The following is a 23,448-nucleotide window of genomic DNA, read 5'->3' on the forward strand; positions in this document are numbered from 1 at the left end:
AGGTAAGGCAGAAATTCTCCAACTTACTTGCTAAACATTGGCTGACAGGAAAGGTAAAGCTTCAGCGATGGTATCTTTGACTGTCAGCCCTTGTTCTTTTGCCCAAAACTCGCTTAAAAAATGAATTTGTCGCAATCCAACAATTAAATTTAATCCCGGTATAAACATCCACCAAACAACAAGCGGTTCTTTCATTCCGGCTTGCCGGTAGAGTTGATTGACTGTGTGATAAAGCTTGAATTGCACAATATAAATCCAGACTATTCCCAGTAGAGAAAACCATCCGAACCATCCCGGAACATCAGGATCAAAAATCCGCAGCAATTGAGGAATGATAATACCTAATACAAACGGCAATAAACATCGCGTACCAGACCAACCGTAACCATTATACCGGCGCAACTCTTCTTGAATAATCCACTTGTACCAGCCATAGTACAGCAGCAGGCTAAGTCCAGATAGGAAAATCACTCGCCACAGGGGACGCGGTTTACCGAAAGGCTTTGTAGACATACTCATGGGATTAGGAACTAACTATTTTTCCAAGTAGTTAACATTTCGTAATATACAACAAAGGTTTGCAGATGTAGCCACAACTACAGCTAATTTTTCAGTATTTCCCCCAAATTTATAGAAAGTATAAAATTTAAATTTCCGCATTTCTACAGAAAAAATCGAGAAAATTTAACGATTTGTGAGATTAAAATTAACAATTTTAGAGAAACATTTGATTTGATAATTTCGTCGCCACTTGATGAGTATACTCACTTAATTCTCCGGGGTGGATCGTGATTACTCTGATCTTGGTGCATCGAATTCCTAATCTACCGACTCAAAGTTGGACTTTTGAAGACGAATCAGTGATTCGCATCGGGCGATCATCTGATAATCATGTGATTATTCATAGCGCTGTGGTTTCCCGCTACCACGTTGAATTGCAGCGCAAAGGTTGCAAATGGAAGATTCTAAATTTAGGCGGGAATGGAACTTATTCGGATGAAAATCTCATCACCCAAGCGCCGGTTGTGGATGGAATGCTTTTGCGCTTGGCGCGTTCTGGCCCTCAGCTACAAATAAAAGTGGGGGCAAATGTATTTAAAAATACGCCAAAAATCTTGCCGGCAAAGGAGGTATTGGCCGGCTAGGCAGGGTTGGGGGCAATCAGCTGGCAGATAGCTTGAGCAGTTGCCGGCGCGAGTAAAACACCGTTGCGATAGTGGCCGGTGGCGAGTAAAACATTAGAATAGCCGGCCAAATGACCAATCACCGGCGCGGGGCGTCCTTCCGGGCGAGGGCGCAAACCCGACCACTTTCTAATCACAGCAGCCTCGGCTAAAGCTGGGCAAAGAGCGATCGCTTGCTGCAAAACTGCCTCAAGCTGTGTGGCATCAGCCACCGGCTCATTTCCATTTTCAGGAAACTCAACCGTCGCCCCCACCCAATAATCTGCGGCAGCTTGCGATTGGGTGCCACAAGGCACGATATGCACATCATCGCCGGTGATCACCGGCTGCAAATCCCGACGCCCTAAAGGATGCCGTAAGCGCAGGTGCAAGGCTTGCCCCAGCACAGGTTTAATCTCAATCGGCTGTTTTAATGCTGAACTTAGCTGGGTGGAACCCAAACCGGCAGCGAGCACAACCCAGTCTACCGGCATGAGTCCGGCTGTTGTGTAAATGTGCCGACAAACCTGCTGATCATCCGGCATTGTGGCCCGATTAAATTCTTCCGCCGCTACGCCAAACTTAAATATCACGCCATTGCGCCTCGCAGCGTCAACCAAAGCTTGCGTTAGCGCCACCGGATCAACTTGCCGGTCTTGGGGCGAATAAATTGCGCCAATCAGCTGCTGGCAACCAAGTTGCGGAAAGTTAGACTTAACCGTAGTTTTATCTAAAATTTTTAACGCCAAACCCTGCGACTGTCGAATATCCGCCAATATTTGCCACCTGGCCATCTCCTCATCCGCAAAACATAGCATCAGAATGCCCTGCCGGTTGTAAGGAATTTGGCGACCCGTCAGCTTCTCTAACTCTGGAATTAACGTTTCATAGCGCTGCAGACTCGCAAGGCGCATTTTCCACGCCCTGCCCTTCACTTTCTGAGAAATCGCGCCCATTAAAACACCGAGGGCCGCGCCCGTAGCCGCCTCTGCCGGGGGTTGCCGGTCGAGTACCGTAATTTTTAACCCCTCAAGCCGACTAAGTTCATAAGCGATCATCGCCCCAACGACACCGCACCCGATAACTGCAACATGACTCATTAATTTAATCTAGCAGGCGAGTGGAGGAGAGTGGGACAGTGGCGGTTTACTTGTATCTATCTGCACTAGAGCGATCAAACTTAAAATGTGGAAGATTTGCTCTACAGTTGTGAGTTCATTTCAGAAAGAAGTCTAGAGTTTAGATTTAAAAGCTCAATCTAAACTCCAAACTTTAAACTTTAAACTCGATCACACTTGGGGAATTGCTTGCAAGAAGGCGTTGAAATCCTTCATCGCTTCCCCAAAATTTTGCACGGCTACTTCATAGTTGCTCTCTTGAGCGGCTTTATCAAGCGCTTCTAGATGAACAAAAATGTCTTTAGCTGCTTGACGTGCTGCCGACTGCTCTTTGGGAAGGAGATTTTGGCTGAGGTAGGCCATGTCTTGACGCAGGCTGCCCAAGGGGCCATGAATAAACGTCTGCACATTTACCCAGTCGCGGTTTTTGAGCAGGCTTGGGAGTGCACCCATACGATCGCGCAAATCAGTGATTTTTGGGACGTATTTGTGAATTTGCTCAATTTGAGCCGTGGTGTAGGTGGGAGGCTTGGTTGCTGTCGGACTGCTACAGCTGACCACAAATACAGTCAGAATTGCCAGAATGCCGGCCAGAATTGAACGATAGCGTGCGGTAAACATTATTTTTGCGATTAACTACTGAATAGTCTTGCCAACAAAAATATATCAACATGGGGGGGCACAAATCGGCACTTCGTTGCCAAGGATAAATAATCTAATGAGCCACACAGACTCCTAAGGACTACAGCGCGGGCTTCTCTTCTCAATGACAACCTTAACTTAAGTACCCCGCTTGCCCAGAACGTTTTGATTGGCGTAGGTAGCAAATTGAGCCATCTATATACTAAATTATTTTATATCTGTCAATGACTTTTGTCACCGAGATAGCAATATCTTTTCACAAACATTCATGGAACACATCACCTCCTACGCTCAAGCAATCAAGCATATTGAACGAATCGAGTTTGCGTAGAACAATGAAATCTCAGGCTCTGCTGGAAAGCATAGATAGAATCAGCTTTAGTTCAGTTACGCTCGAAGAATTATTTGCTCGCAGCTTGAGTACAAGCAGCATCACCCGGAAAGATTGCTATCTCCTGCAAGAGGCTCTGTTGCGTAATTCCCTTAGTGAAGACCATCAAGCAATTATTACCCGGATACTCTACTGCGTGCGTCGGGGAACGCTGAAACTGATTGATTAAATTTTAATAAATTAAAGAAAAGGGAAGAAAATTTTGAATTCGTGAATTTGAATTGAGAAATCTTACTCAAAATTCATGCCTTCAGAATTTTTCCTTTATCCTTAAGCGATAACCTGGAATATATTAAACAGTTAAACTTTTTTTAAAATAAATGTTTATTTCCGATAAACCGGCAGCGTGAAGTGAAAACAACTGCCTTGATCGGGAACAGAATCTACCCAAATTTGGCCGTGATGCGCCCGAATGATCCGCTGGCACAAAGAAAGACCGATTCCATAACCGTCTTGAGTTTCATCGCGTTTTAGGCGGAAATGGTCTTCAAAAATGTGCTGTTGATTTTCCTTAGGAATTCCCAAACCATTATCGCAAATACTTACCTGAACTTTTTGAGTCGTGCGGTGAAGCACAGAGACTTGAATGATGCCGCCTTCAAGCGTATATTTAATGGCATTATCTAAAAGATTAACGATTACTTGGCGCACCCGCTCTTGATCCGCATAAACGTTAGGTAAATCGCTGGGAATATCTGTTTTCAAAACCTGGGATTTTTGGCTTAAGCGATCTTGAAATTGTTCAATCGCATCCTCGCAGAGATTGACAAGATTGAGCGGTTTGGGGTGAATGCGTAATTGAGCATTTGAACCGTTCGCCGCTTGCAGAAGCTCGGTGATCATTCGGTTAATAAAACGGGTTTGAGTGCGGGCGTGTTTTATTAACTGAGCAGTTAAAGCCGGCGTTAAGCTAAAATTTCTGCCATTTTGGGGCGCATAATTAGTCTCTAAGGTTTCTAGCGCAATCGAGGCTGCCGTGAGGGGATTGCGGAGATCGTGCGCTAGCATCGCAATTAGCCGGTCTTTGAACTGTAGCTGATCGAGCAGTTCTTCTTTTTCTTGCTTGAGACAAAAAATTTCGTCCGACAGTCGCATCATTTCCGCCGAATAAGTCACCGAACTGATACAGGTTTCTGAAGTGACCGATTCGACTGATTCGGCTTTAGACTTTAAGTGAACCATGTAATCGGCAACACAGCGCTGCCACCGCGACCAGCAATTTTCTAATTGGCCAACCAAATTCGAGCCGGCTAGAATCTGCCTAGGTTCAGGATGGATTTTAATCAGCGCCGGCGTGGCGATGAGTTTGAAGTGTTCTGCTAAATAGGGGTGTTCTCCCACATCAACGATCTGCAGCTCAAACGGGTAATCTGTCTTCACTTCTTGCAGATAATGGCGAATTTGCCGGATGTGGTGCCGGGAGTTCGGACGTTTATCTACAAACAGCAGCAGCTGTAAAGGTGCATCAGAGTTGGTAGGCTTTTCAAAAGATGCTAACATCCAATCCCTTTTGAGCAACGCTGGTAAATAGGTTACGCATTTTTCACTGCGGGCTAATTGAACCTTGCCCAGGAAAATATCTTTCTTTTTTCTTTATATATCTAAATTAACCTGTTTGGGTGTATAAATCATCATGTTACGCATCTGTCGTTGGTATGGCATTGTGTGTGAGTGGGCGACAACCCATCATGGGGAGGTGACACAGCAGGGATATCTTGAGCCGATGAGTTAAACATGAGAGCCTTAACATTCTGTCAAAGTGAGTGAGTGATGTTGTTGCGCTTGCATAAAGATCCCTGGCGGTTAGTCGTGAGTGTTGCGGCTGCGTTTTTTGTCCTCAGCCTAATCTTCACGCTGCACCGGCACTTCAGTTTCTACGCCTCCTATGACCAAGGAATTTTTAACCAGGTCTTTTGGAATGGCATTCATGGGCGTTTCTTTCAAAGTTCTCTCTCTTCTACCCTATCAACCAACGTCGTTCACGATGGTCAAGTTCCAGAGGTTTTTTACCACCGGCTAGGGCAGCATTTTACCCCAGCTTTGTTGCTGTGGCTGCCTCTATACGCCCTGTTTCCCTCTCCCGTGACCCTGATTATATTGCAGGTAACATTAGTCACCTGTGCCGGCGGGGTGCTGTATTTACTAGCTAGAGAGTATTTAGAGCCGACTTTATCAGCCCGGATCGCCGTTAGCTTTTATGCAGCCAATGCCATAATTGGCCCAACTTTATCAAACTTCCACGACCTCTGTCAGATCCCCCTGTTTGTATTTGGGCTGCTACTGGCGATGGAAAAACGCTGGTGGTGGCTATTTTGGCTTTTGGCAATTTTGATTTTAGCCGTTAGGGAAGATAGCGGAGTTATCTTATTTGGCGTCGGTTTTTATGCAATTGTCAGCAAGCGATTTCCCCGCGTTGGCTTAGCTGTATGCACCCTCAGCTTTGCCTATATGGTGATTCTCACCAATGCAATCATGCCGTTATTTTCCCACGATATTTCTCGCCGGTTCATGATAGAGCGGTTTGGTCACTTTGTAGACAATGACAAAGCCACTACGCTAGATGTTCTTTGGGCTATTATCAGTAAACCGTGGCGATTGATTGCAGAATTATTCTCACCATTTTTTGGCACGATTAAATATTTGCTAGGTCAATGGTTGCCCTTGGCATTTGTGCCGGCAATCTCACCGGCTTCTTGGGCAATTGCTGGATTTCCCTTACTGCAAATTTTCATGCAGCGCGGCGAGTCTTCAATCGCGATTAATATTCGCTATGCAATGGCAGTTGTACCAGGGCTATTTTACGGCGCAATTCTCTGGTGGCACCACCATCCAGAATGGTTTAAAAAGCCATCATTTCGACGGTTTTGGACGGGTTGTATCGGCCTTTCCTTGATATTTTCCTTAACCTCCAACCCGAATCGAACGTTTTCTTTCCTAATCCCAGATTCCATTCAGCCATTGGTGTATGTGTCACTGCCTAGACAGTGGCATCATGTGGGTTGTATCCGCTCATTTTTAAAACAAATTCCACCGGATGCCAGCGTTTCTGCCAGCACCTATATTGTGCCCCATCTGTCTAGCCGGCGAGAAATCCTTCGCTTCCCTGATTTACAGCTACGCAATGATGCCAGGGAAATTGAGAAAGTTGACTATGCGATTGCTGACTTGTGGCAATTACAGCAGTACCAAGTTGCCTTTAAAAGTGATCGGCATAAATTGACGAAGGAAATGGTGCCGGTGATCGAGCAGGTCACGGGGAACGGAGAATATGGCATTGTTGGTTTTAAAGATGGCGTCATTTTTATGCAAAAAGGTACGGCTACTGAACCGGCTGCTGTAGCCGCATGGCAAGCTTTTCGCAAAGAAATTGAACCGATCTTGCAGAAACCCCTCTAGAAGGATGGGGCAAGGCTGCGCCAACCTAAAGGTATAGGCGAGTCTGTGGTCATTCCCCACAGGCGAGGGATGGGGGAAAGTGGAGAAACGTACCACTTTCCCATCTCTCATCGTTCCTCTCTGCTTCCTCTAGCCTCTAACCAGTCATTCCCTCAAAAGAGTTTATGCGGAAGGATTTTTTTTGTGCCATTCTGGGGATATTAAGGTAATAAACATTCATAAGTTTATGTAAAGTTCTAGAAATCCTTGATTGAGATTTAAAACGATGAAAATTCTTGTATTGAGTTGGGAATTTCCACCCAGACTTGTAGGAGGAATTGCCCGCCATGTAGCAGAGTTATATCCGGAATTGGTGAAGTTGGGACATGAGGTTCATTTAATCACCGTAGAGTTCGGCCAAGCACCCATGTATGAGGTGGTGGATGGAATTCGGGTGCATCGGGTGCCGGTGGGCCACAATCACGACTTTTTCCAGTGGATTGGCAACATGAATATAAGCATGGGCCATCATGGGGGCAAGTTGATGTTAGAAGAAGGCCCTTTTGATTTAATCCACGCCCATGATTGGCTGGTGGGAGATGCGGCAATTGCCCTGAAGCACAATTTTAAGGTGCCCCTCATTGCCACGATCCACGCCACAGAATATGGCCGGTATAACGGCATCTACAAAGATGAAAACCGCTACATTAGCGACAAAGAAAAAGATTTGGTTTATAACGCGTGGCGTGTCATTGTCTGTAGCGACTATATGCGGCGAGAGGTGGCGTTGGCGTTAAATAGTCCGTGGGACAAGGTGGATGTGATTTACAATGGCATCCGTTCGGAGAAGAAACCGCGCTTGCACCAATTTGACGCTTGGAACTTCCGCCGGCGCTTTGCTGCTGATGATGAGAGAATCGTCTACTATGTAGGCCGGATGAGCTATGAAAAAGGTGTGTCTGTCCTGCTAAGTGCCGCGCCCAAGGTGATTTGGGAAATGGGGGGTCGTGTTAAATTTGTGATTATTGGCGGTGGCCCGACTGACCATTTGAAGAAAGCCGCTTGGGATATTGGGATTTGGGATGATTGCTATTTCACCGGCTTTATGCCCGAAGATGATTTGCATAAATTTCAGGCAATCGCCAATTGTGCGGTTTTCCCAAGTCTCTACGAACCTTTTGGCATTGTGGCACTAGAAAGTTTTGCGGCGCGGGTGCCGGTTGTCGTTTCAGATACCGGCGGTTTACCAGAGGTAGTGCAGCACACCAAAACCGGCATCGTGACTTGGGTGAATAATTACCATTCTTTAGCTTGGGGCATTCTGGAGGTGTTGAAGAACCCTGGTTACGCCCAGTGGCTGGTTGATAATGCTTACGAGGATTTGGAACGCCGGTTTAATTGGCCAAAGCTGGCGCTACAGACTGAGAACGTCTACCGGCGCGTTGTTCAAGAGCGAGTGCAGGTGACATGGTAAGCAAAGAATATCAATTTGTGGGGCCGGCTTCTCGCCGGCTTATAAAAATGATAGGTAAAGTGGTTAGCTTACAAAATTTATCGGCTGGTGTTTTTATTGCACCACTCATCAATTTTCTTTTCTATTAAATAATATTTAATTTTTTTAATATCTGCTGAGAGTTGCAAGAACACTGGACAATTTTTCCACTAATACACAAGCTCAGGTTTTTCTTGGGAGTGCAAGATCGCAGATCAAAGGTAGATGATCTGAACCTATATTCCCAAGAGTTTTAGTATCTCTAACTTTAATTTTTGAACTAACTAAACAATGATCTAAAGGAATGTACAGCAGGGGAGATTGAGCCGGCCAAGTTGGTAAAATACCAAAGCCGGCCCTTGTGTTATGAAGTCCGGATTTTTGGATAAACTGTTTATAATAGGGCGACCACATCGTTGCATTCAAATCTCCAACAACTAAATGTGGATTTTTGAGCTGCTGCACATATTTACTAATTTCTTCGAGCTGTGTGTTTCGCCCGTTAAAGTATTCTTGATTACTGGGGGGTAGTGGATGTGTGGCAACGATGGAAATGATTTGGTCGGAAAACCTGACATCTGCCAGTAAACTCACCACATCTTCATCCGCAAAAAACTTATAAGCTGGATCGTTAAGGGCTGTTTTGCTGTATAGGGCGATACCAAAGTTATCTTCTCTGGGATAAACCAAAGAATAAGGCAGAATATCCTGAATCGCTTCTAGCTGTTTTGACCAAACTTCATTCACTTCTAAGAAAACTGCAATATCAGGTGAGTTTTTCTCTACCAGGGAGATAATTTTTGAGTATTGTCGGTTAGAAGTTAAGACATTTGCCAGCAAAACCTTCATCGGAGTGCCGGCAGGAACAGCGGCATCTGTTAGTTGAGGGATATACCAAGGAACGATAACAGCAAGGTTGAGCGCGACACAGAAGAGGCTGACAAGACTCAACCACTTGCGACGTGTCACAGAGAAAAAAATTAAGGCAATACACCCAACACCCAGGTATTGCAGTTTAAAATGGCTCGTGAGTTCTAAATACCTGTGGGAGCCTCCCAAATAACCTGTCAGAGAAAACAGTGTAGAAAAAACTGTTCCTATAATTAGCCAGCGTAAAAGCGCGTTTTTAACTTGAGCCTGCCAGCCTTCAATTTTCAAAAAGTGCTGTATAAACTGCATAAACTATGTTAGTAGAGTGTTTTTCCTTGACAACCCCCCTTTATGGATAGGCAAGAGCCGGCAAGCCGATGATAACGCAGTCAATTTTACCGTTTAAATTTTAGATTTTTAGGTTTGCAGAACAATAGCAAGTATGATGTTGTCAGCGCATTTTCTAGCACTTAAGCGGCTAGAAAAACTTATGGATCAATCAGGGTGCTCACTATCTACAACTGACCAGCTAGCTTACCTGTGGGCGTAATCGCTTAACTATTAAGCTGAAACATACACCCCGCACGGGCCTCAGCGCAATTACGCAGCCATTTTTAGCCGAATGGTGTGCGATGACACAACAACCATCAGCCCACAAAGCTATGGTTGGCGCTAGACAAAGCTTCGGAATACTGTAACATTAGCATTACAAACTTAGATGCCAACGCCGGTGATCGCAATCTATCCTGGTAGCTTCGATCCGATAACTCTGGGTCACCTCGACATCATCGAGCGAGGCTGTAGGCTCTTTGAGCTTGTGATCGTGGCGGTGGTACGCAATCCCAACAAAACCCCCCTATTTACTGCAAACGAGCGCATCAACCAGATTCGCGCTTCTACTGGACATTTGTCAAACCTTGAAGTGGATAGCTTTGAGGGACTAACGGTGCACTATGCCAAAATGCGACAAGCCCTAGTCTTGCTTCGGGGGTTGCGTGTCCTCTCAGACTTTGAGATGGAACTGCAAATGGCGCTCACCAATAAAACCCTCTCAGATGAAATTGAAACAGTTTTTCTAGCCACTTCCAAGGAGTACAGTTTTTTAAGTAGTAGTGTAGTGAAAGAGATCGCCAGGTTCGGTGGCTCTGTCGATCACCTTGTTCCTAAACACGTCGCCCTAGATATTTCCAGATGCTACGCCAGGACACATCCCGGATCAATACCGACCGCACAGAACTCAACCCTCAGGATGAATCACTCCAGGGTGGATCAGGAGGGATAGATATCCAGCGCGAACTCAATCGGCTTGAGGAGATGATCCTCGACAGTCCGCGCATTCCGCTCACCAGACGCACGCTCATTGATGAAGAACAGGTGCTAGATCAGCTCGATCTCGTGCGCCTGAATCTGCCTGCGGCTTATCTCGAAGCCGAAGACGTTATCCGTCGCAAAGAGGAAATTCTGGGCCAAGCGGAACGGTACGCTCAGGAAATCCTTGCTGCTGCAGAGCAAGAAGCGACTCAGATTCTAGATGAAATGGGCCTAGTGCGGCAGGCCAAATTAGAAGCTGAGCAAATCCGGCTGCAAGTAGAGGAGGATTGTGAGTTAGCTCAAGAACAAACTCTTGCTGAAATTGAACGGGCACGCCGGCAAGCTCAACAGGAAATTGAAGAAATGCGGAATCGCGCCATAGCGGAGTGCGAAGAAATTCACAACGGCGCAGACGACTACGCTGATCGCGTCCTGAGAAACATCGAGCAGCAGCTGGGCGAAATGATGCGAGTCATCCAAAATGGCCGGCAGCAACTGCAGCAAGAGTCCGCCGCGCCCCATGCAGCTCCAGCACCTCAGCAGCGTCAGGTTCCGTCGCCGCGTCCTCCAGCTAGAAGCTAGGGACTAGGGGCTAGGGACGAAGGAGACAGCACTAGCTACCCAATCCCATCCCCACTTCCTCTAGCCTCTAATCTGGATACCAAAACATTCCTTTGATGCCCTCTGGATCGGGCATAAAGCCAAGATTTCGGTAAAAATCCACAACATGAGGATCAGCGAAGAGGGTGATGTTGCTGATATCTTCACTGCGAAGTTTTTTGATCAGGTACTTCATCAGTGCCTTACCCAATCCCTTGCTTTGGTAATCTGGGTGAACCACCACATCCCAGAGTGTGGCATTAAACGCATGGTCTGAGGTGGCGCGGGCAAAGCCTATAAGACGGCGCTGGGTTCCTCGCTGCTCCCACATCGAAACGACGAGAAAACTGTGCTGAATGGCTTTTTTGACCTTGCGGAGCGGACGTCGAGACCAACCGACGGCATCGCAGAGTTCTTCAAGTTCGTAGAGGTCAATGTCCCGATCTGTACTGAAATAAATCCGAACATTAGAACCGGCACGTTCGCGTAGCATCTCCGGAGAAGAATCGCGCAGCGTCTGGGTAAAAGAATCGCCGGCACCAAAAGGATATTCTTCACTTGGGCCTTTATTAGGAGCCGAAGAGGCGTCAGAACTGCTAAACAAGTTTTTCCAAAAACCCATGCAGGCTTGGTAATGGTAGTACAAGTAAGTTAACGCGCCTAATCCTTATAAAAGGAAAAGGTTTCTCAGGGAGGAAGTGTACCACTTATGCGGATTTTAAGCATCAAAGCAGTGTCACGAACCGTTAGCCGAGCGTTTTGACAGTGACGCCAGAACTTAGTCTGCATCCGAACCGGCGTTCGGTCTGACCAAGGCCAAATCTTCGTTTATCTAAAGTCGGTTTGCCGCTGTGATTACTGTGCGCCAGACATTGACCTTAAATCTGCACATGGGTGAGACGAAATGTTTTGGGAAAACCCCGCTGCAGCGCCCGCACCGTCGTGGATTTGCTGTTTCAAGTTTAACGTGTTTGCGGTTGATTGCACGAGCACCCCAGAACCCAATCCCTCAAAGGTTTTCGCTAAGAATTGCTGGGTGCGGCAACTCGCGGTAGCAACCTTAAGGCCGTTAGCTTGAGGGCGCACCCTGACAGGCGGGTGGAAAAACTGCGCTGGATACACCGGCCTCAACTTTTATAATCAAAAGTTCCCACACCCCTCAATTCAAGAATACGATGAGAAAGCCAGTGCATCATTGTTTTTCTGGAAAGTTGAGACAGATGAACCAGAACAGAGAGTTCTATAGTAGATGCACTGGGATTTGTATTCTCTAGTGCATTTGACCGGGCAAGCGAGTTTTTCCCAATTATGGCTGCGGGTTTGAAATCATCCACACTAGAACTTCTGAAGCGCTTTAACCGGGCGTTTCCTCAGTTCTATGAGCAATTCGTCAGCAGTGAAATCCAACTGCAAAACCTCAAGCTCGCCTACCAGCTCTACAAAACCAAGCAAGCTGTGATTGAGCTGAGACCTGAAGGTAACAAAAGTGCGCTGCATTTTGCCTACCGGAACCAGTCATTTTTACTGAGCGATATTTTTGGCGTTTTGGCTGCCTACGGACTAACGATCCACAGCCTGAGTTTGTATGGCCAAATCTATCCGCCTATGTTGGTTTTTATCAAGCTGGTGGTGTCGCGGGGGGGCAAAGCACTGACGGATAAAACTTCAGAAAATGTCTGTAGAGCCGTGCGAGAGGCACTAGCCGGCCATTTTGAAGTTGAAGAGATGCTGGCAGTGGAATTTAACTTGGATGCCGGTTTAGAAGACGTAGAGACTGAATTTTATGTTGACCCCGTCTTCCACCTGCCGGCTTTGTTAATTGAGGCGGATAACCAACCGGGATTGTTTTACAAGGTGATGTACGCGATTTGGCAAGAGGATCTATTGGTTGTCAATGCGAATTTGCTGGTTTGGCGGGGGCGAACTCGGTTGATTCTATACCTCTTAGGCCCAAATGAAAGCTTGATTCCCGATTACCTTGGCCACAAAATTTCCGAAAGTGTGCGGCAGAGATTGCTTGGCCGGCGATTTTGATGCCGGCTGTTATTGCTGATTCCTCGGCTCCGGTACACCGCTGTTCTGATTGCCGGTCTTTCCCGCAGAACTTCGGGATAGGATAAAAATATGGCAACTATTGATATTCAGGGCGTGCGGCACGCTTACGATTTAACCGCTCCCACTCCATGTGCTCCTGTACTCGTCTTCATCCACGGCTGGCTGCTCAGTCGTGGCTACTGGCAACCCCTAATTGAACGGTTGGCACCGGCTTATCAGTGCCTTGCTTACGATCTGCGCGGGTTCGGTGATTCTCAACTGTGCCAAAATCATCAGCAAAGCGACGGCAAAACCTTAGAGTTGGCCGCTTCTGACAGCACCTGTGTCGCAGTTTCCCGTTATACCCCAGCCGCCTACGCTCAAGATTTGGCCATTTTGCTGCAAGATCTGAATATTTCTAACGCTTGGGTGATCGGTCATTCCCTTGGCGGCAGCATTGGCTTGTGGGCGGCTTCCCAAATGCCTGAGTGCGTTAAAGGTGCAATTTGCATCAATGCCGGCGGTGGTATTTATCTCAAAGAAGAATTTGAACGATTTCGCTCTGCCGGCCAACAAATGTTGAAACTCCGCCCGCGCTGGCTTTCCTCTTGCCTTTCATCGATTTGCTGTTTGCGCGGGCGCAGGTGGCGCGTCCGATTGAGCGCATTTGGGGCCGGCAGCGGTTAATTGATTTTGTCATCGCTCACCCAGAGGCGGCTTTAGCAAGCTTACTCGATTCCACCACTGAAGCTGAGGTCAACAAATTACCGCAAGTTGTGTCAGAGCTTGAGCAGCCGGTTTATTTCATTGCCGGTGCGCGAGACTCGATTATGGCACCTAAATATGTACGCCATTTGGCTAGCTTTCACCCACTATTTCAAGTCGATGGTGACAATGTGATTGAAATTCCTGACTGCGGGCACCTGGCAATGCTTGAGCAGCCCGATGCAGTTGCCGGTGCCATCCGCAGCCTACTTTACCGCCACCTTTAATGAAGTCCAGCATTTATACATCTATCTTAAGATAGATGCCTCAAAATTTAATAATTTATTAAGATTGTATAAGCTTCTTTAAGAATTTATAAGAATTTTAGCTCTAACTCTTGCAGCACTCTATTTTTAGTCCAATATTTTTTATTTCATAAGACGATTTATCAATCAGTCTTTAAAGAAATCCCTAACTCAAGTACAGCTCAGATTAACCTAATGTTGCCGGGAAATATGATTGACTCCAGCCAAAATCTTCAACTTTCATTAGAGTTTTCTGATGAACAACTGCTCGCGCTTTGTGAAGCCGCCGATGTAATAGCCTGCGAGTGCCCTAGCTATTTAGTTCGTCTATTGCATGAAGTTAGAGAATTTCGTCATTACACCAGCGAATGTATTGAACGCTTTCCCGAAGATACCGCAACTCATGAATGGCTCAGCAATCGGGCGGCTCAGGTGGAAATGCTTCTAAGTATTACGATTTTAGAGTTTTTGGAAAAAGAAAATCTCCTAGATAATCACAATGAACTGAATCTTGCTCGGCTCTCGGAACGCAGTCGGAAACTTGCTCTGAGCAAAGTCCTGAATTAGTTTTTTGCAACGTACAATTAATTTTTTTATCTGAATTGAAAAAAGCCGAGTTTTACCCTGTTGATTTTTAAGGAAAACTGCGGCTTTTATGTTTAACAACTCTTTTGATAAAGCTGCATCACGTCTGAAAGCGACAGCCGAGACTGCACACCTAGGCTTAAGGGGGAAGTGTGTCCCCGATTTAAATGCTCAGATGCGGCACAGCCAATCATCGCAGCGTTATCGGTGCAAAACTTGAGGGGAGGAAACAGTACCCGTAAATTGTGTTCGCCGGCAGCCATTTGTAAATGCTTTCGCAGTCCACTGTTTGCCGCCACACCCCCACCCACAGCAATCGTGTTCAGTCCGTTGCTAATCGCACAGGCGATTGCTCTTTTTGTCAAGCTCCTAGCCACAGATTGCTGAAAGCTAGCTGCGATATCACTCACCGGCAACTCGTCTTGTTCCTGTTGCAGCTTTTGCACCAGCCGCAGCACGGCTGTTTTCAAGCCACTAAAACTTGAGTCATAAGGATGGTAACCGCCGGAGGGTAAAGAAATATTACCCTCTGGTAGCGGAAACGTTTGAGGGTTGCCTTGTGCGGCTAGCCGGTCAATGGCTGGACCTCCTGGATAGCCTAATTGCAATAACCGGGCCACTTTATCAAACGCTTCGCCGGCAGCATCATCACGCGTTTGTCCCAGGGTTTCATAGTTGCCGCAATCTTTAACATGAATCAAGCTCGTGTGGCCACCTGAAACCAACAAACAGAGAAACGGCGGGTTTAAAGAAGGTTCACTGAGATAGGAGGCGTAAATGTGACCTTCTAGGTGATGAACACCTAAAAAAGGCTTCTGATGGACAATGGCCAGGGTTTTAGCCGCACTTAACCCCACCAAAAGCGCCCCCACCAAGCCCGGAGCACAGGTGGCGGCGACCCCATCAATTTCTTGCCAGTTGAGGTTGGCTTCTTGAAATGCTTGGGCGATCAGTTGATTGATTGCTTCTAGGTGTTGACGCGATGCCACCTCAGGCACAACGCCTCCATACTGCCGGTGTGTGGCAATTTGAGAGGCAATAATACTGCTGCGAACTTGACGATTCTTAACAATCGCCACTGCTGTTTCGTCACAACTTGTTTCAATTGCTAAAACCGTTCCCATTGGCTGGTAATGTTTTGAAATGGATTGGCTACTACAAGTAGCTTAGACTTTCCTGAGTTCACTCAGAAGAGTAAAATTGCATCCAACTGAGGGCAAACTGGCCTGTATTAAGTCGCGGGGCGGTTTGTCCAAAAAACTTTGTGTTTTGTAACAAAAGGAAACAATTCCATGCGACGATTGTTAGCTTTAATTCTGGCGATTGGTCTTTGGATCAGTGTTGCCCCAACTGCCTTTGCCGGTGAGCCAAATGTGGCGGGGCTAGTGCCATGCAGCGAATCCCCTGCTTTTCAGCAACGGGCGCAAAATGCACGCAACACGACCAGCGACCCCCAGTCTGGACAAAAACGTTTTGAGCGTTATTCTCAAGCGCTATGCGGCCCTGAAGGGCTTCCTCACTTGATTCCCGATGGCCGCTGGAGTCATGCTGGAGACTTTATTATTCCGGGCATTCTCTTTCTCTACATTGCCGGCTGGATTGGTTGGGTGGGCCGCGCTTATCTCCAAGCGGTTCGCAAAACCGATAGCCCTGAAGAAAAAGAAATCATCATCGATGTTCCCACGGCAATTAAGTATATGCTAACCGGCTTTACCTGGCCGCTAGCAGCTATCAAAGAAGCCCTCAGTGGTGAACTGTATGCCAAAGATAATGAAATCCCGGTATCACCCCGCTAGTCCACTCTCAGTTGCTTAACTTTTTAAGGAGAATCAACCATCATGCAAGGTTTACCCAGATATCTTTCCTCCGCGCCGGTTCTCGCCACAATTTGGATTTCCCTTCAGGCTGCCGGCCTGATTGTGTTTAACTACTACTTCCCTGATTTGCTGTTCCATCCTCTCCCGTAGAGGGTTGGCGATCAGTTTGTAGGGGCGGGTTTTGTCGTTTAATATCGGGTTCGACATTAAGTTGTCAGCCAAACCCGCCCGTACATCTATTCGTGGCGACTCATAGCCGGTTTAAAACACAAATCTAGAAAACAAAACTCGTGGTCGTGTTGGGCAAGTGTGCCGCACAGAGCGCGAGTTTTATTATTACAGCAGAAAACGGATTTAGGTATAATTATTGTGTTTCTATTTTCCTTGAGATGATGCTTGTAAAAGCTGATTGATGGGAGAAGACATTGCAAACTTTTTTATTTAAATATGAGCCAATCTGTGCAATCGAAAAGTGACCCTAGGGATCGTGAAGTCGTCTACCCTGCCGGCGAGACGCAAGTGGGAAATCTGGCAACGCCGGTAAATGCTTCAACGCTAACGAAGGCTTTTATTAATAATTTGCCGGCTTATCGGAAGGGTTTGTTACCCCAGCGTCGCGGTTTAGAAATTGGGATGGCGCATGGATACTTTTTATTTGGCCCCTTTGCCTGGACAAATCCAGTTCGCGGCACTCAAGCTGGGAATTTGTTGGGATTAATGGAAGCGGCTAGCATCGTCGTGATTTTGACGTTTGCTTTGTCTTTGTATGCGACTGTGCTAGATGAAAACAAGCCGGTTTCCACAATTACCACACCCCATCCTCCAGAAGCCTTCAGCACACAAGAAGGCTGGAGTAATTTTGCAACAGGTTTTCTTGTCGGTGGAATAGGGGGCGCGATTTTCGCTTATTTGGTGTATCAAATTTTCATATAAATTGATAGACCTTAACAAGCCCATCATTATTTCAAAAAGCTGAGAAAAAACCACCCGATTGGAGGCTAGCCAAACCCGAGGGAGTCGAGTATAAAGGGGGAGTTCATCATCGCTTGTCGGCTGGGCTAACTCAGTGGCAAAAAGGAAGAGATGGCAATGGATAATCTCGGCGTGCAAGCATTTAACGAGTCCGTCTCAGAGAATTTATTCACCACAGATCAGGGAAACAAAGATATATTATCAATCGGCTCAAATCCCAACACTCCCCCAGCCGGATTTGATAGTGACTATTACCTAAGAGAAAATCTTGATGTAGCCGTAGCTGTTAGCAGCGGAGTCTATGAAAATAGCTGGGAACACTGGCTATTGCATGGCAAAGAAGAAGGAAGACTGCCCGCTGTCGGCACAACGCCAGATTTAATCAGCCAGATAACAGAAAATACCCCAACCGTCGCCCAGTCGGAAAATGATGCCCTCAGCAATGTGGGCATAAAAAAACAGCAAGAGTGGGGAAAAGTCGGGCTAAGTTTTATAGAAAATGCCGGCCAAGTAGACGCCGAAGTAAAATACCAAATAAAAGGTGCCGATCATACCTTCTATTTCACCCCCAATGAAGTCATCTTCACCGCACAATCAGAGGGAGAAGGAGAAACAGAAAACACATCCTCTGTAGTGCGAAGCAACTTAATCGGAGGCAATTTCAACCCCACCATTGAAACCCTGGAAAAATTGCCAGGAGTCGCTAACTTCCTAAATGGAGACGATCCAAATCAATGGCAAACGGACGTTTCTACCTATGAAGGCGTAGTGTATCGAAACGTATACGAAGGCATCGACCGAATTTATAAAGGAACAGAAGGGCATTTAAAAGGGGAATTTATCGTAGCAGCCGGCGCAGATGCGGGACAAATAAAGATTCAATACAAAGGAATAAAAGACCTGCAATTGCGAGAAGATGGAGCGCTAATAATCAAGACAGAAACCGGAGAATTAATCGACTCAGCGCCCTATGTTTATCAGGAAATAAACGGAGAAATCAAAGAAGTTGAGTCGGCTTATAAATTGTTGGGAGATGGCACAGTCGGGTTTAGTTTAGGTGCTTATGATTCGGCACACACCCTGGTAATTGATCCAGTGCTGATTTACTCCGAAAACTTCCCAGATATATCAAATCAGGCAGCTTTTCTCGTAGGTGATAGGAGTAATAAACTAGCAGTAGACAGCGCCGGCAATGTTTATATTACCGGGTCTACAATAGCAGACAATTTCCCTACGGTTAATGCTTACCAAGCCACTCCCCCTGCTCCCTCGTCATCCAATATCTACAATATTTATAATGCTTTTGTTACCAAACTCGATGCCTCTGGCCAAACAATTATCTACTCTACCTACTTGGGTGGCGGCGGTGGTGATATGGGTGGCGACATTGCAGTTGACAGTGCCGGCAACGCCTACATCACGGGAGTAACCTTTTCCACCGACTTCCCCACAGTCAATCCCCTGAAACCTTCATCAGCTGGCAATGACGCCTTTGTTACCAAACTAAATGCCACGGGTAATGCTTTGCTCTACTCGACTTACTTGGGTGGTAGTTCTGAGGATATCGGCAAGAGCATAGCCCTTGATGGTGTCGGTAATATCTATGTGATGGGATCTACAAACTCCACTGACTTCCCCACACTGAATCCTCTACAAAGCCAGAGGGCCGGCGAGGATGATGGCTTTGTGAGCAAACTTAATCCCAGTGGTACAGCTTTAATTTACTCGACTTACTTGGGCGGCAGCGACAATGATGTGTTCCAAGACATGGCTTTAGACAACGCAGGTCATGTGTTTGTAACTGGATACACCAACTCTGATAATTTTCCCACCCAAAACGCTCTGCAAGGTCAGAGGGCAGGTGGCGGTGATGGCTTTGTCAGTAAGCTCAATGTCAGTGGCACCGCTTTGGTTTATTCCACCTACCTCGGCGGCAGTGGAGAGGACGGAATTAATGGCATTGCTGTAGATAGCTTGGGCAATGCCTATGTAAGTGGAAATACAGGGTCTAGTAACTTCCCACTTAAAAATGCCTGGCAAGTGGCGAAGGCAACCCTTACCAATAGCTTTGTGAGTAAGCTCAATGCCGATGGGACAGCTTTGGTTTACTCCACCTACCTTGCCAGCAGTTTTACTCACAATGATCAGGGTTCTCCAGCCGGCGCTGCTGACTATGGTAGCACTGTCCACGGTATTGCAGTAGACAACTCAGACAATGTCTACGCGACACTTAGTGAATACTACTCGTCATATGTAAATACAAGTTATGAAGGCCAAGAGTATTATTTTTATGGAGCCCGAACTAACTATTCTTCTCTCTTCAAGATTAATCCCCTTGGTACCAGTTATACAGTATCTCAAAATTATTTTTCTAGTTCTACAGGTTCTACTGAAATTGCGGTAGACAAGATGGGCAGTGTTTATGTAATGGGCTATCTGAATGCCAGCAGTAGTAGTGGTCTTTCGCGCAATACTAACATCGCCAAATACTACACCGGCAATCCCCTATTCACATTTGCCGAATTACTCGAACTAGAAAGCCAAGGCAAAGAACCCACCACCCTATACTTTGACGAAAAATATTATCTAGCCAATAACTCAGACGTCGCTGCCGATGTCGCAAAAGGTAACTATGCCGGTGGCGCACTTGAACATTATCAAAAATACGGTCAACTAGAAAACCGGCAACCCAGCCTCATATTTGACCCCATACTCTATCTCGAACAAAACCCAGATGTCAAAGATGCCGTGCAGAAAGGCGTTTATCGCAGCGCTTGGGAACACTTCGCCCGCTATGGGCAATATGAAGAACGTGACCCCAGGCTACAAATTTATGATGAAGCCTTCTATCTCGCCAACAACCCTGATGTCAAGCGGGACGTAGAAGCCGGAGTTTACCGCTACGGCTTTGAACACTTTATCCGCAATGGACAGTTTGAAAAGCGTGACCCTAGTGCTCTATTCAACACTCAATATTATTTGGCTACCAACCCCGATGTGGCAGAAGATGTCAGCCGAGGCGGTAGTGCCTTTAATCACTTTGTGCGCTACGGGATCTTAGAAAACCGACCCAACTTGTTAGAGAAAAACCGCAACCCCACCAATTTGTTTAATGCCAACCAGTATCTTAACCAAGATGAAGGTTTAGCAGCAGCAACGGCAACAGGCGAAGTGACAAGTGGGATTTTCCATTACTTAAAATTTGGTCAATTTGAGGGACGTTCACCGCGTCTGAAGTTGTTTGATGAAAAGTTTTATTTGGACAACAACCCGGATGTTGCGGTAGAGGTGACGAAGGGAACGTATCGCAGTGGATACGAACACTTTATCCGCCACGGACAAACCGAAAAACGCCGGCCTAGTGAGCAATATAACGAGGCTTTTTATCTAGCAAATAACAAGGATGTGGCGGCAGATGTAGCAAAGGGTTTATACCGCAGCGGCTTTGAACATTTCGTTAACTACGGTTCATCTGAAGGGCGGGCCGGCATCGGTTAAGGCAAACAAGTAATCCCTCTTTTGTTATTTCAGGGAGAGTAAAATCAGGGTACAACTCCTAAAACATTGCACAATAATGGTTACACCCCGTCGCCCAGCCGCTCCCACACTCAAGTTCATTGATGAGTATTGTCAAAACTATCAAGGCCTGTTTTCTCAAGTCAGAAATTACGAAGCCTTTAAGCTGTTACATCTTGGACTTCTATCAGAACTCCCACGTAAGTCTTTGCCTAAAATAGCGAGAGCTGCTGGATTATCCAATAGTCAATCCTTACATCATTTTTTAAGAGATTCTACCTGGTCAAGTCAAGCTTTCATACAGCGGAGATTACACTTATCCCTCTTTTGATTACTTCAGGGAGAGTAAAAGTTAGGCAGCAACGGAATAGGCAGCCTAGAAAGGTGTAGAACAAACGGGAAAAGTGTCCAAAATTTGCCGGAATTCGCTGAACTTGCGTTGAAACCGGGTCAGATTAAAGACCTCTAACCCAGGAGAGATTAAACAGTAAAAAAGGAAGGGCTGAATAATTAATCTGATATTGTTGAGTGCACTCTTCCAAGTTGTGCCATGCTCCCAACAACATCGTTGTTGGGAGCATGGCAATCAAGCGAGATGGAGCGGTTAACTGAGTCGATTGAACACAGAGATGTTCATCCGCCAAAGTTTGAAAATTCTAGGTCTTTAGACTGACCAGGAGGTAAGCACTAAAAACCAGTTCCCACCAGCGTTGGATACTGGCATAATCTGTCAAGCGATAATCGGCCCATCCTAACTCATTCTTGACTTGTTTAAAGCCGTATTCAATCCAATTTCTTAAGCTATAAAGTTGGGCCACTTGGAGGTCAATCTGACCCTTAAGATTTGTCATAATATACCAACTCCTGACCCCATTGGGGTCAGGAGTATCTCCTTTGGTAATTTGGTAGTAGCGAATTTTACGACGTTTACCGAAAATAATTTCTCGCAGAAATCTTGGTTCCGGTTGACGGTGAGACAGTTGCTGTTGGTAAGCTTTCCATCGGTTATACCGCACTCGGTCTCCAGGAGCAACTAATACGCTATGATTACTACGAATCGCCACAATAAAGTCTAGATTGAGAGCTTCTAAGGTGTCGATGACACGGCTACTCTCCCCATATAAACTATCGGCCAAAACGAGTTTTATGCGAAATCCCAGTGCTTTGAGTTCACAGATGATTTCTCTGGCTAATTGGGGTTTAGTTTTATAAGTATCCCCCAGCTTTAAGCAAGCTTTGGGTTTGAAAATCTTAAACAGCAACGGATAAGGGATTGTGCCCACTAACCCATAAGCACTAACGGATACAATCCCTCTTTCTGTCTTGCCTAAATTGCCAATGTACTGTTTATACCAATTCTTGAAACCAGTGCTACAAATCGTGTAGACTACTACCTGAGTAAAGTTAGAGAAAAAAATGGCCGGAGTCTGTCAGATAGAAATCACCGAAAGTGAAACCGAACTTAAGAAACGGCTGAGCCAAGAAAAAGGCTTTGTTGCATAACTAGAGAAAGAGACAGAAGTTACCTTTTGAGAGCAGGAGACTAAGCTTCAACCTTGTAGCTATCGGGTTTAGCCACACGAATCATGCGATTGAGTACAGCACACTTGAGGAAGAGTTCAACCGCCTGATTGTCAAAATTCCGCGCACTCAACTTGCCACCAAAAATTGTCTTGAAGCGAAACATCGTCGTCTCTGCTAAAGACCGTCGATGATAGTTGAAATCGCGCTTCCACTTTTTTCGCCCATGCTTGCGAATATAACGGAGATTCTCATCCCGTGGATGCAGTGGAGTGTTGCAATTGCCAGGCTGCCAGATGACAGCATCCTTGCGAGGCGGAATCACCGGCTGGGCACCCCGGTATGTAATGTCATCGTAGCAATGACGATGGTCGTAGGCTCCATCGGTGGAAACTTGCGCAATCTCTCCCTCAATCTGCTCTAACAGGTCGCCAAAAACTTCACCATCGTGGACATCCGGTGTTGTCACCATAGCCGCCACAATTTCTCCCGTTGCTTCATCAATGGCCAGGTGTAATTTGCGCCACGTCCGTCTTTTACTAAGGCCATGTTGTCGAGTCTTCCATTCTCCTTCTCCATACACCTTCACCCCCGTCGAATCGACCACTACATGGCGAGCACCGTCCTTGGGCACAACTGGAATCGGGATTGAGAGTTGACTGATTCGACGCGATAGGGTGCTGTGATCCGGTACGGGCAGGTCAATGCCCATCAACTCGAAGACCGATTCGAGAAATCCTTGGCACTGCCGTCCAGCCAAGTGATACACGGCCTTCACCGTTGCCATTGTCACGATTGCCTGGTCGCTGTAATAAACAGACGCTCCTCGTTTGCTGCTCAAGGTTTTGACAATCCACTCATCAAGCACCGATGCCTCAATCCTGAAGGTCAAGCTTCCCCTGTGCTTGAGTCCAGCGTTATACTCAGACCAGTTGCCGATGCGGTATTGAGCTTTTATGGCAGGTTTTTGTGTGGTAACTGAAACTTACCATGTCTCGCCCTTGCGCAATTCCTCTTCATGCAACAACGCC

21 protein-coding genes and 2 pseudogenes are annotated in these 23,448 nt (G+C 46.4%); 14 read left to right on the top strand and 9 right to left on the bottom strand.

All coding sequences use genetic code 11. The features are described from left to right. Positions 1–30: 30 nt before the first annotated feature. Entirely contained in the window at positions 31–519 is a 489-nt protein-coding gene (locus H6F56_RS15925) for a hypothetical protein (protein WP_242032019.1), read from the bottom strand. A gap of 269 nt (positions 520–788) precedes the next feature. On the opposite strand from H6F56_RS15925, the gene H6F56_RS15930 reads away from it, so the two are divergent. After that, positions 789–1,145: an FHA domain-containing protein gene (locus tag H6F56_RS15930; RefSeq protein ID WP_190669825.1), complete on the top strand. Its 357-nt coding sequence runs from the start codon at positions 789–791 to the stop codon at positions 1,143–1,145. Here H6F56_RS15930 and H6F56_RS15935 read toward each other — a convergent pair. Both H6F56_RS15935 and psbQ read right to left on the bottom strand, forming a co-directional pair. After that, positions 1,142–2,263, bottom strand: a complete 1,122-nt coding sequence (locus tag H6F56_RS15935; protein WP_190669827.1) for an NAD(P)/FAD-dependent oxidoreductase — start codon at positions 2,261–2,263, stop codon at positions 1,142–1,144. The genes H6F56_RS15930 and H6F56_RS15935 overlap by 4 nt on opposite strands. 189 nt (positions 2,264–2,452) lie before the next feature. Next, positions 2,453–2,902, bottom strand: a complete 450-nt coding sequence (gene psbQ / locus H6F56_RS15940) for a photosystem II protein PsbQ (protein WP_190669828.1) — start codon at positions 2,900–2,902, stop codon at positions 2,453–2,455. A 356-nt stretch (positions 2,903–3,258) separates the two neighbouring features. Between psbQ and H6F56_RS15945 the strand changes: the two genes are divergently transcribed. Further along, entirely contained in the window at positions 3,259–3,483 is a 225-nt protein-coding gene (locus H6F56_RS15945; protein WP_190669830.1) for a hypothetical protein, read from the top strand. Positions 3,484–3,638: 155 nt separating this feature from the next. Here H6F56_RS15945 and H6F56_RS15950 read toward each other — a convergent pair whose 3' ends face one another. After that, entirely contained in the window at positions 3,639–4,814 is a 1,176-nt protein-coding gene (locus H6F56_RS15950; RefSeq protein WP_190669832.1) for a histidine kinase, read from the bottom strand. Between the two features lie 270 nt (positions 4,815–5,084). Between H6F56_RS15950 and H6F56_RS15955 the strand changes: the two genes are divergently transcribed. Together H6F56_RS15955 and H6F56_RS15960 are read left to right on the top strand one after the other, a co-directional pair. Further along, positions 5,085–6,710, top strand: coding sequence for a DUF2079 domain-containing protein (locus H6F56_RS15955; RefSeq protein WP_190669834.1), 1,626 nt, complete (start codon positions 5,085–5,087; stop codon positions 6,708–6,710). 265 nt (positions 6,711–6,975) lie between these two features. Further along, positions 6,976–8,163 (top strand): glycosyltransferase family 4 protein, encoded by a 1,188-nt coding sequence (locus H6F56_RS15960; protein ID WP_190669836.1) that lies wholly within the window; start codon positions 6,976–6,978, stop codon positions 8,161–8,163. A gap of 201 nt (positions 8,164–8,364) precedes the next feature. Here H6F56_RS15960 and H6F56_RS15965 read toward each other — a convergent pair whose 3' ends face one another. After that, complete coding sequence (locus H6F56_RS15965) at positions 8,365–9,360, bottom strand: endonuclease/exonuclease/phosphatase family protein (protein WP_190669838.1); 996 nt, start codon at positions 9,358–9,360, stop codon at positions 8,365–8,367. Positions 9,361–9,781: 421 nt separating this feature from the next. On the opposite strand from H6F56_RS15965, the gene coaD reads away from it, so the two are divergent. Together coaD and H6F56_RS15975 are read left to right on the top strand one after the other, a co-directional pair. Then, positions 9,782–10,333 (top strand): pantetheine-phosphate adenylyltransferase, encoded by a 552-nt coding sequence (gene coaD / locus H6F56_RS15970; RefSeq protein WP_309236547.1) that lies wholly within the window; start codon positions 9,782–9,784, stop codon positions 10,331–10,333. Next, complete coding sequence (locus H6F56_RS15975; RefSeq protein ID WP_242032020.1) at positions 10,243–10,944, top strand: hypothetical protein; 702 nt, start codon at positions 10,243–10,245, stop codon at positions 10,942–10,944. Before coaD ends, H6F56_RS15975 begins: the two co-directional genes overlap by 91 nt. Positions 10,945–11,011: 67 nt before the next feature. Here the strand turns inward: H6F56_RS15975 and H6F56_RS15980 are convergent, their stop codons facing one another. Beyond that, a complete protein-coding gene (locus tag H6F56_RS15980) occupies positions 11,012–11,584 on the bottom strand; it encodes a GNAT family N-acetyltransferase (protein ID WP_190669842.1) in 573 nt (190 codons plus the stop codon). Positions 11,585–12,270: 686 nt separating this feature from the next. Here H6F56_RS15980 and H6F56_RS15985 point away from each other — a divergent pair. The 3 genes and pseudogenes from H6F56_RS15985 (at position 12,271) to H6F56_RS15995 (ending at position 14,573) form a co-directional block, all read left to right on the top strand. Next, positions 12,271–12,996, top strand: a complete 726-nt coding sequence (locus H6F56_RS15985) for a hypothetical protein (RefSeq protein WP_190669844.1) — start codon at positions 12,271–12,273, stop codon at positions 12,994–12,996. 90 nt (positions 12,997–13,086) lie between these two features. Beyond that, positions 13,087–13,988 (top strand): annotated as a pseudogene (locus tag H6F56_RS15990) (alpha/beta fold hydrolase). A 228-nt stretch (positions 13,989–14,216) separates the two neighbouring features. Beyond that, positions 14,217–14,573: a hypothetical protein gene (locus H6F56_RS15995; protein ID WP_190669847.1), complete on the top strand. Its 357-nt coding sequence runs from the start codon at positions 14,217–14,219 to the stop codon at positions 14,571–14,573. Between the two features lie 92 nt (positions 14,574–14,665). Here H6F56_RS15995 and tsaD read toward each other — a convergent pair whose 3' ends face one another. Next, entirely contained in the window at positions 14,666–15,715 is a 1,050-nt protein-coding gene (gene tsaD, locus H6F56_RS16000; RefSeq protein WP_190669849.1) for a tRNA (adenosine(37)-N6)-threonylcarbamoyltransferase complex transferase subunit TsaD, read from the bottom strand. Positions 15,716–15,883: 168 nt separating this feature from the next. Between tsaD and H6F56_RS16005 the strand changes: the two genes are divergently transcribed. The 5 genes and pseudogenes from H6F56_RS16005 to H6F56_RS26410 form a co-directional block, all read left to right on the top strand. After that, complete coding sequence (locus H6F56_RS16005; protein ID WP_190669851.1) at positions 15,884–16,387, top strand: Photosystem I reaction center subunit III; 504 nt, start codon at positions 15,884–15,886, stop codon at positions 16,385–16,387. Between the two features lie 42 nt (positions 16,388–16,429). Next, complete coding sequence (locus H6F56_RS16010) at positions 16,430–16,558, top strand: photosystem I reaction center subunit IX (RefSeq protein WP_190669853.1); 129 nt, start codon at positions 16,430–16,432, stop codon at positions 16,556–16,558. A 297-nt stretch (positions 16,559–16,855) separates the two neighbouring features. Further along, entirely contained in the window at positions 16,856–17,341 is a 486-nt protein-coding gene (locus tag H6F56_RS16015) for a photosystem I reaction center subunit XI (RefSeq protein WP_190669855.1), read from the top strand. Positions 17,342–17,497: 156 nt separating this feature from the next. Then, positions 17,498–20,878 carry an SBBP repeat-containing protein gene (locus H6F56_RS16020; RefSeq protein ID WP_190669858.1) on the top strand — a complete coding sequence of 1,127 codons (3,381 nt, stop codon included), beginning with the start codon at positions 17,498–17,500 and terminating at the stop codon, positions 20,876–20,878. A 73-nt stretch (positions 20,879–20,951) separates the two neighbouring features. Next, positions 20,952–21,221, top strand: a pseudogene (locus H6F56_RS26410) (transposase); the annotation flags it as partial. A 331-nt stretch (positions 21,222–21,552) separates the two neighbouring features. On the opposite strand, the gene H6F56_RS16025 reads toward H6F56_RS26410, so the two are convergent. Beyond that, a complete protein-coding gene (locus H6F56_RS16025; RefSeq protein WP_309236548.1) occupies positions 21,553–22,314 on the bottom strand; it encodes a transposase in 762 nt (253 codons plus the stop codon). Between the two features lie 125 nt (positions 22,315–22,439). After that, positions 22,440–23,375 (bottom strand): IS5 family transposase, encoded by a 936-nt coding sequence (locus H6F56_RS16030; RefSeq protein WP_190669948.1) that lies wholly within the window; start codon positions 23,373–23,375, stop codon positions 22,440–22,442. Positions 23,376–23,448 lie beyond the last annotated feature (73 nt).

Source organism: Microcoleus sp. FACHB-672, from assembly GCF_014695725.1.
Classification (GTDB): Bacteria; Cyanobacteriota; Cyanobacteriia; order Cyanobacteriales; family Oscillatoriaceae; genus FACHB-68.

What these genes read in the sequence shown, in the direction of transcription:
- H6F56_RS15925 (WP_242032019.1), bottom strand. Translation starts at nt 519, where the DNA reads ATGAGTATGTCTACAAAGCCTTTCGGTAAACCGCGTCCCCTGTGGCGA.
- H6F56_RS15935 (WP_190669827.1), bottom strand. Translation starts at nt 2,263, where the DNA reads ATGAGTCATGTTGCAGTTATCGGGTGCGGTGTCGTTGGGGCGATGATC.
- psbQ (WP_190669828.1), bottom strand. Translation starts at nt 2,902, where the DNA reads ATGTTTACCGCACGCTATCGTTCAATTCTGGCCGGCATTCTGGCAATT.
- H6F56_RS15945 (WP_190669830.1), top strand. Translation starts at nt 3,259, where the DNA reads ATGAAATCTCAGGCTCTGCTGGAAAGCATAGATAGAATCAGCTTTAGT.
- H6F56_RS15950 (WP_190669832.1), bottom strand. Translation starts at nt 4,814, where the DNA reads ATGTTAGCATCTTTTGAAAAGCCTACCAACTCTGATGCACCTTTACAG.
- H6F56_RS15955 (WP_190669834.1), top strand. Translation starts at nt 5,085, where the DNA reads ATGTTGTTGCGCTTGCATAAAGATCCCTGGCGGTTAGTCGTGAGTGTT.
- H6F56_RS15960 (WP_190669836.1), top strand. Translation starts at nt 6,976, where the DNA reads ATGAAAATTCTTGTATTGAGTTGGGAATTTCCACCCAGACTTGTAGGA.
- H6F56_RS15965 (WP_190669838.1), bottom strand. Translation starts at nt 9,360, where the DNA reads ATGCAGTTTATACAGCACTTTTTGAAAATTGAAGGCTGGCAGGCTCAA.
- H6F56_RS15975 (WP_242032020.1), top strand. Translation starts at nt 10,243, where the DNA reads ATGCTACGCCAGGACACATCCCGGATCAATACCGACCGCACAGAACTC.
- H6F56_RS15980 (WP_190669842.1), bottom strand. Translation starts at nt 11,584, where the DNA reads ATGGGTTTTTGGAAAAACTTGTTTAGCAGTTCTGACGCCTCTTCGGCT.
- H6F56_RS15985 (WP_190669844.1), top strand. Translation starts at nt 12,271, where the DNA reads ATGGCTGCGGGTTTGAAATCATCCACACTAGAACTTCTGAAGCGCTTT.
- H6F56_RS15995 (WP_190669847.1), top strand. Translation starts at nt 14,217, where the DNA reads ATGATTGACTCCAGCCAAAATCTTCAACTTTCATTAGAGTTTTCTGAT.
- tsaD (WP_190669849.1), bottom strand. Translation starts at nt 15,715, where the DNA reads ATGGGAACGGTTTTAGCAATTGAAACAAGTTGTGACGAAACAGCAGTG.
- H6F56_RS16005 (WP_190669851.1), top strand. Translation starts at nt 15,884, where the DNA reads ATGCGACGATTGTTAGCTTTAATTCTGGCGATTGGTCTTTGGATCAGT.
- H6F56_RS16010 (WP_190669853.1), top strand. Translation starts at nt 16,430, where the DNA reads ATGCAAGGTTTACCCAGATATCTTTCCTCCGCGCCGGTTCTCGCCACA.
- H6F56_RS16015 (WP_190669855.1), top strand. Translation starts at nt 16,856, where the DNA reads ATGAGCCAATCTGTGCAATCGAAAAGTGACCCTAGGGATCGTGAAGTC.
- H6F56_RS16020 (WP_190669858.1), top strand. Translation starts at nt 17,498, where the DNA reads ATGGATAATCTCGGCGTGCAAGCATTTAACGAGTCCGTCTCAGAGAAT.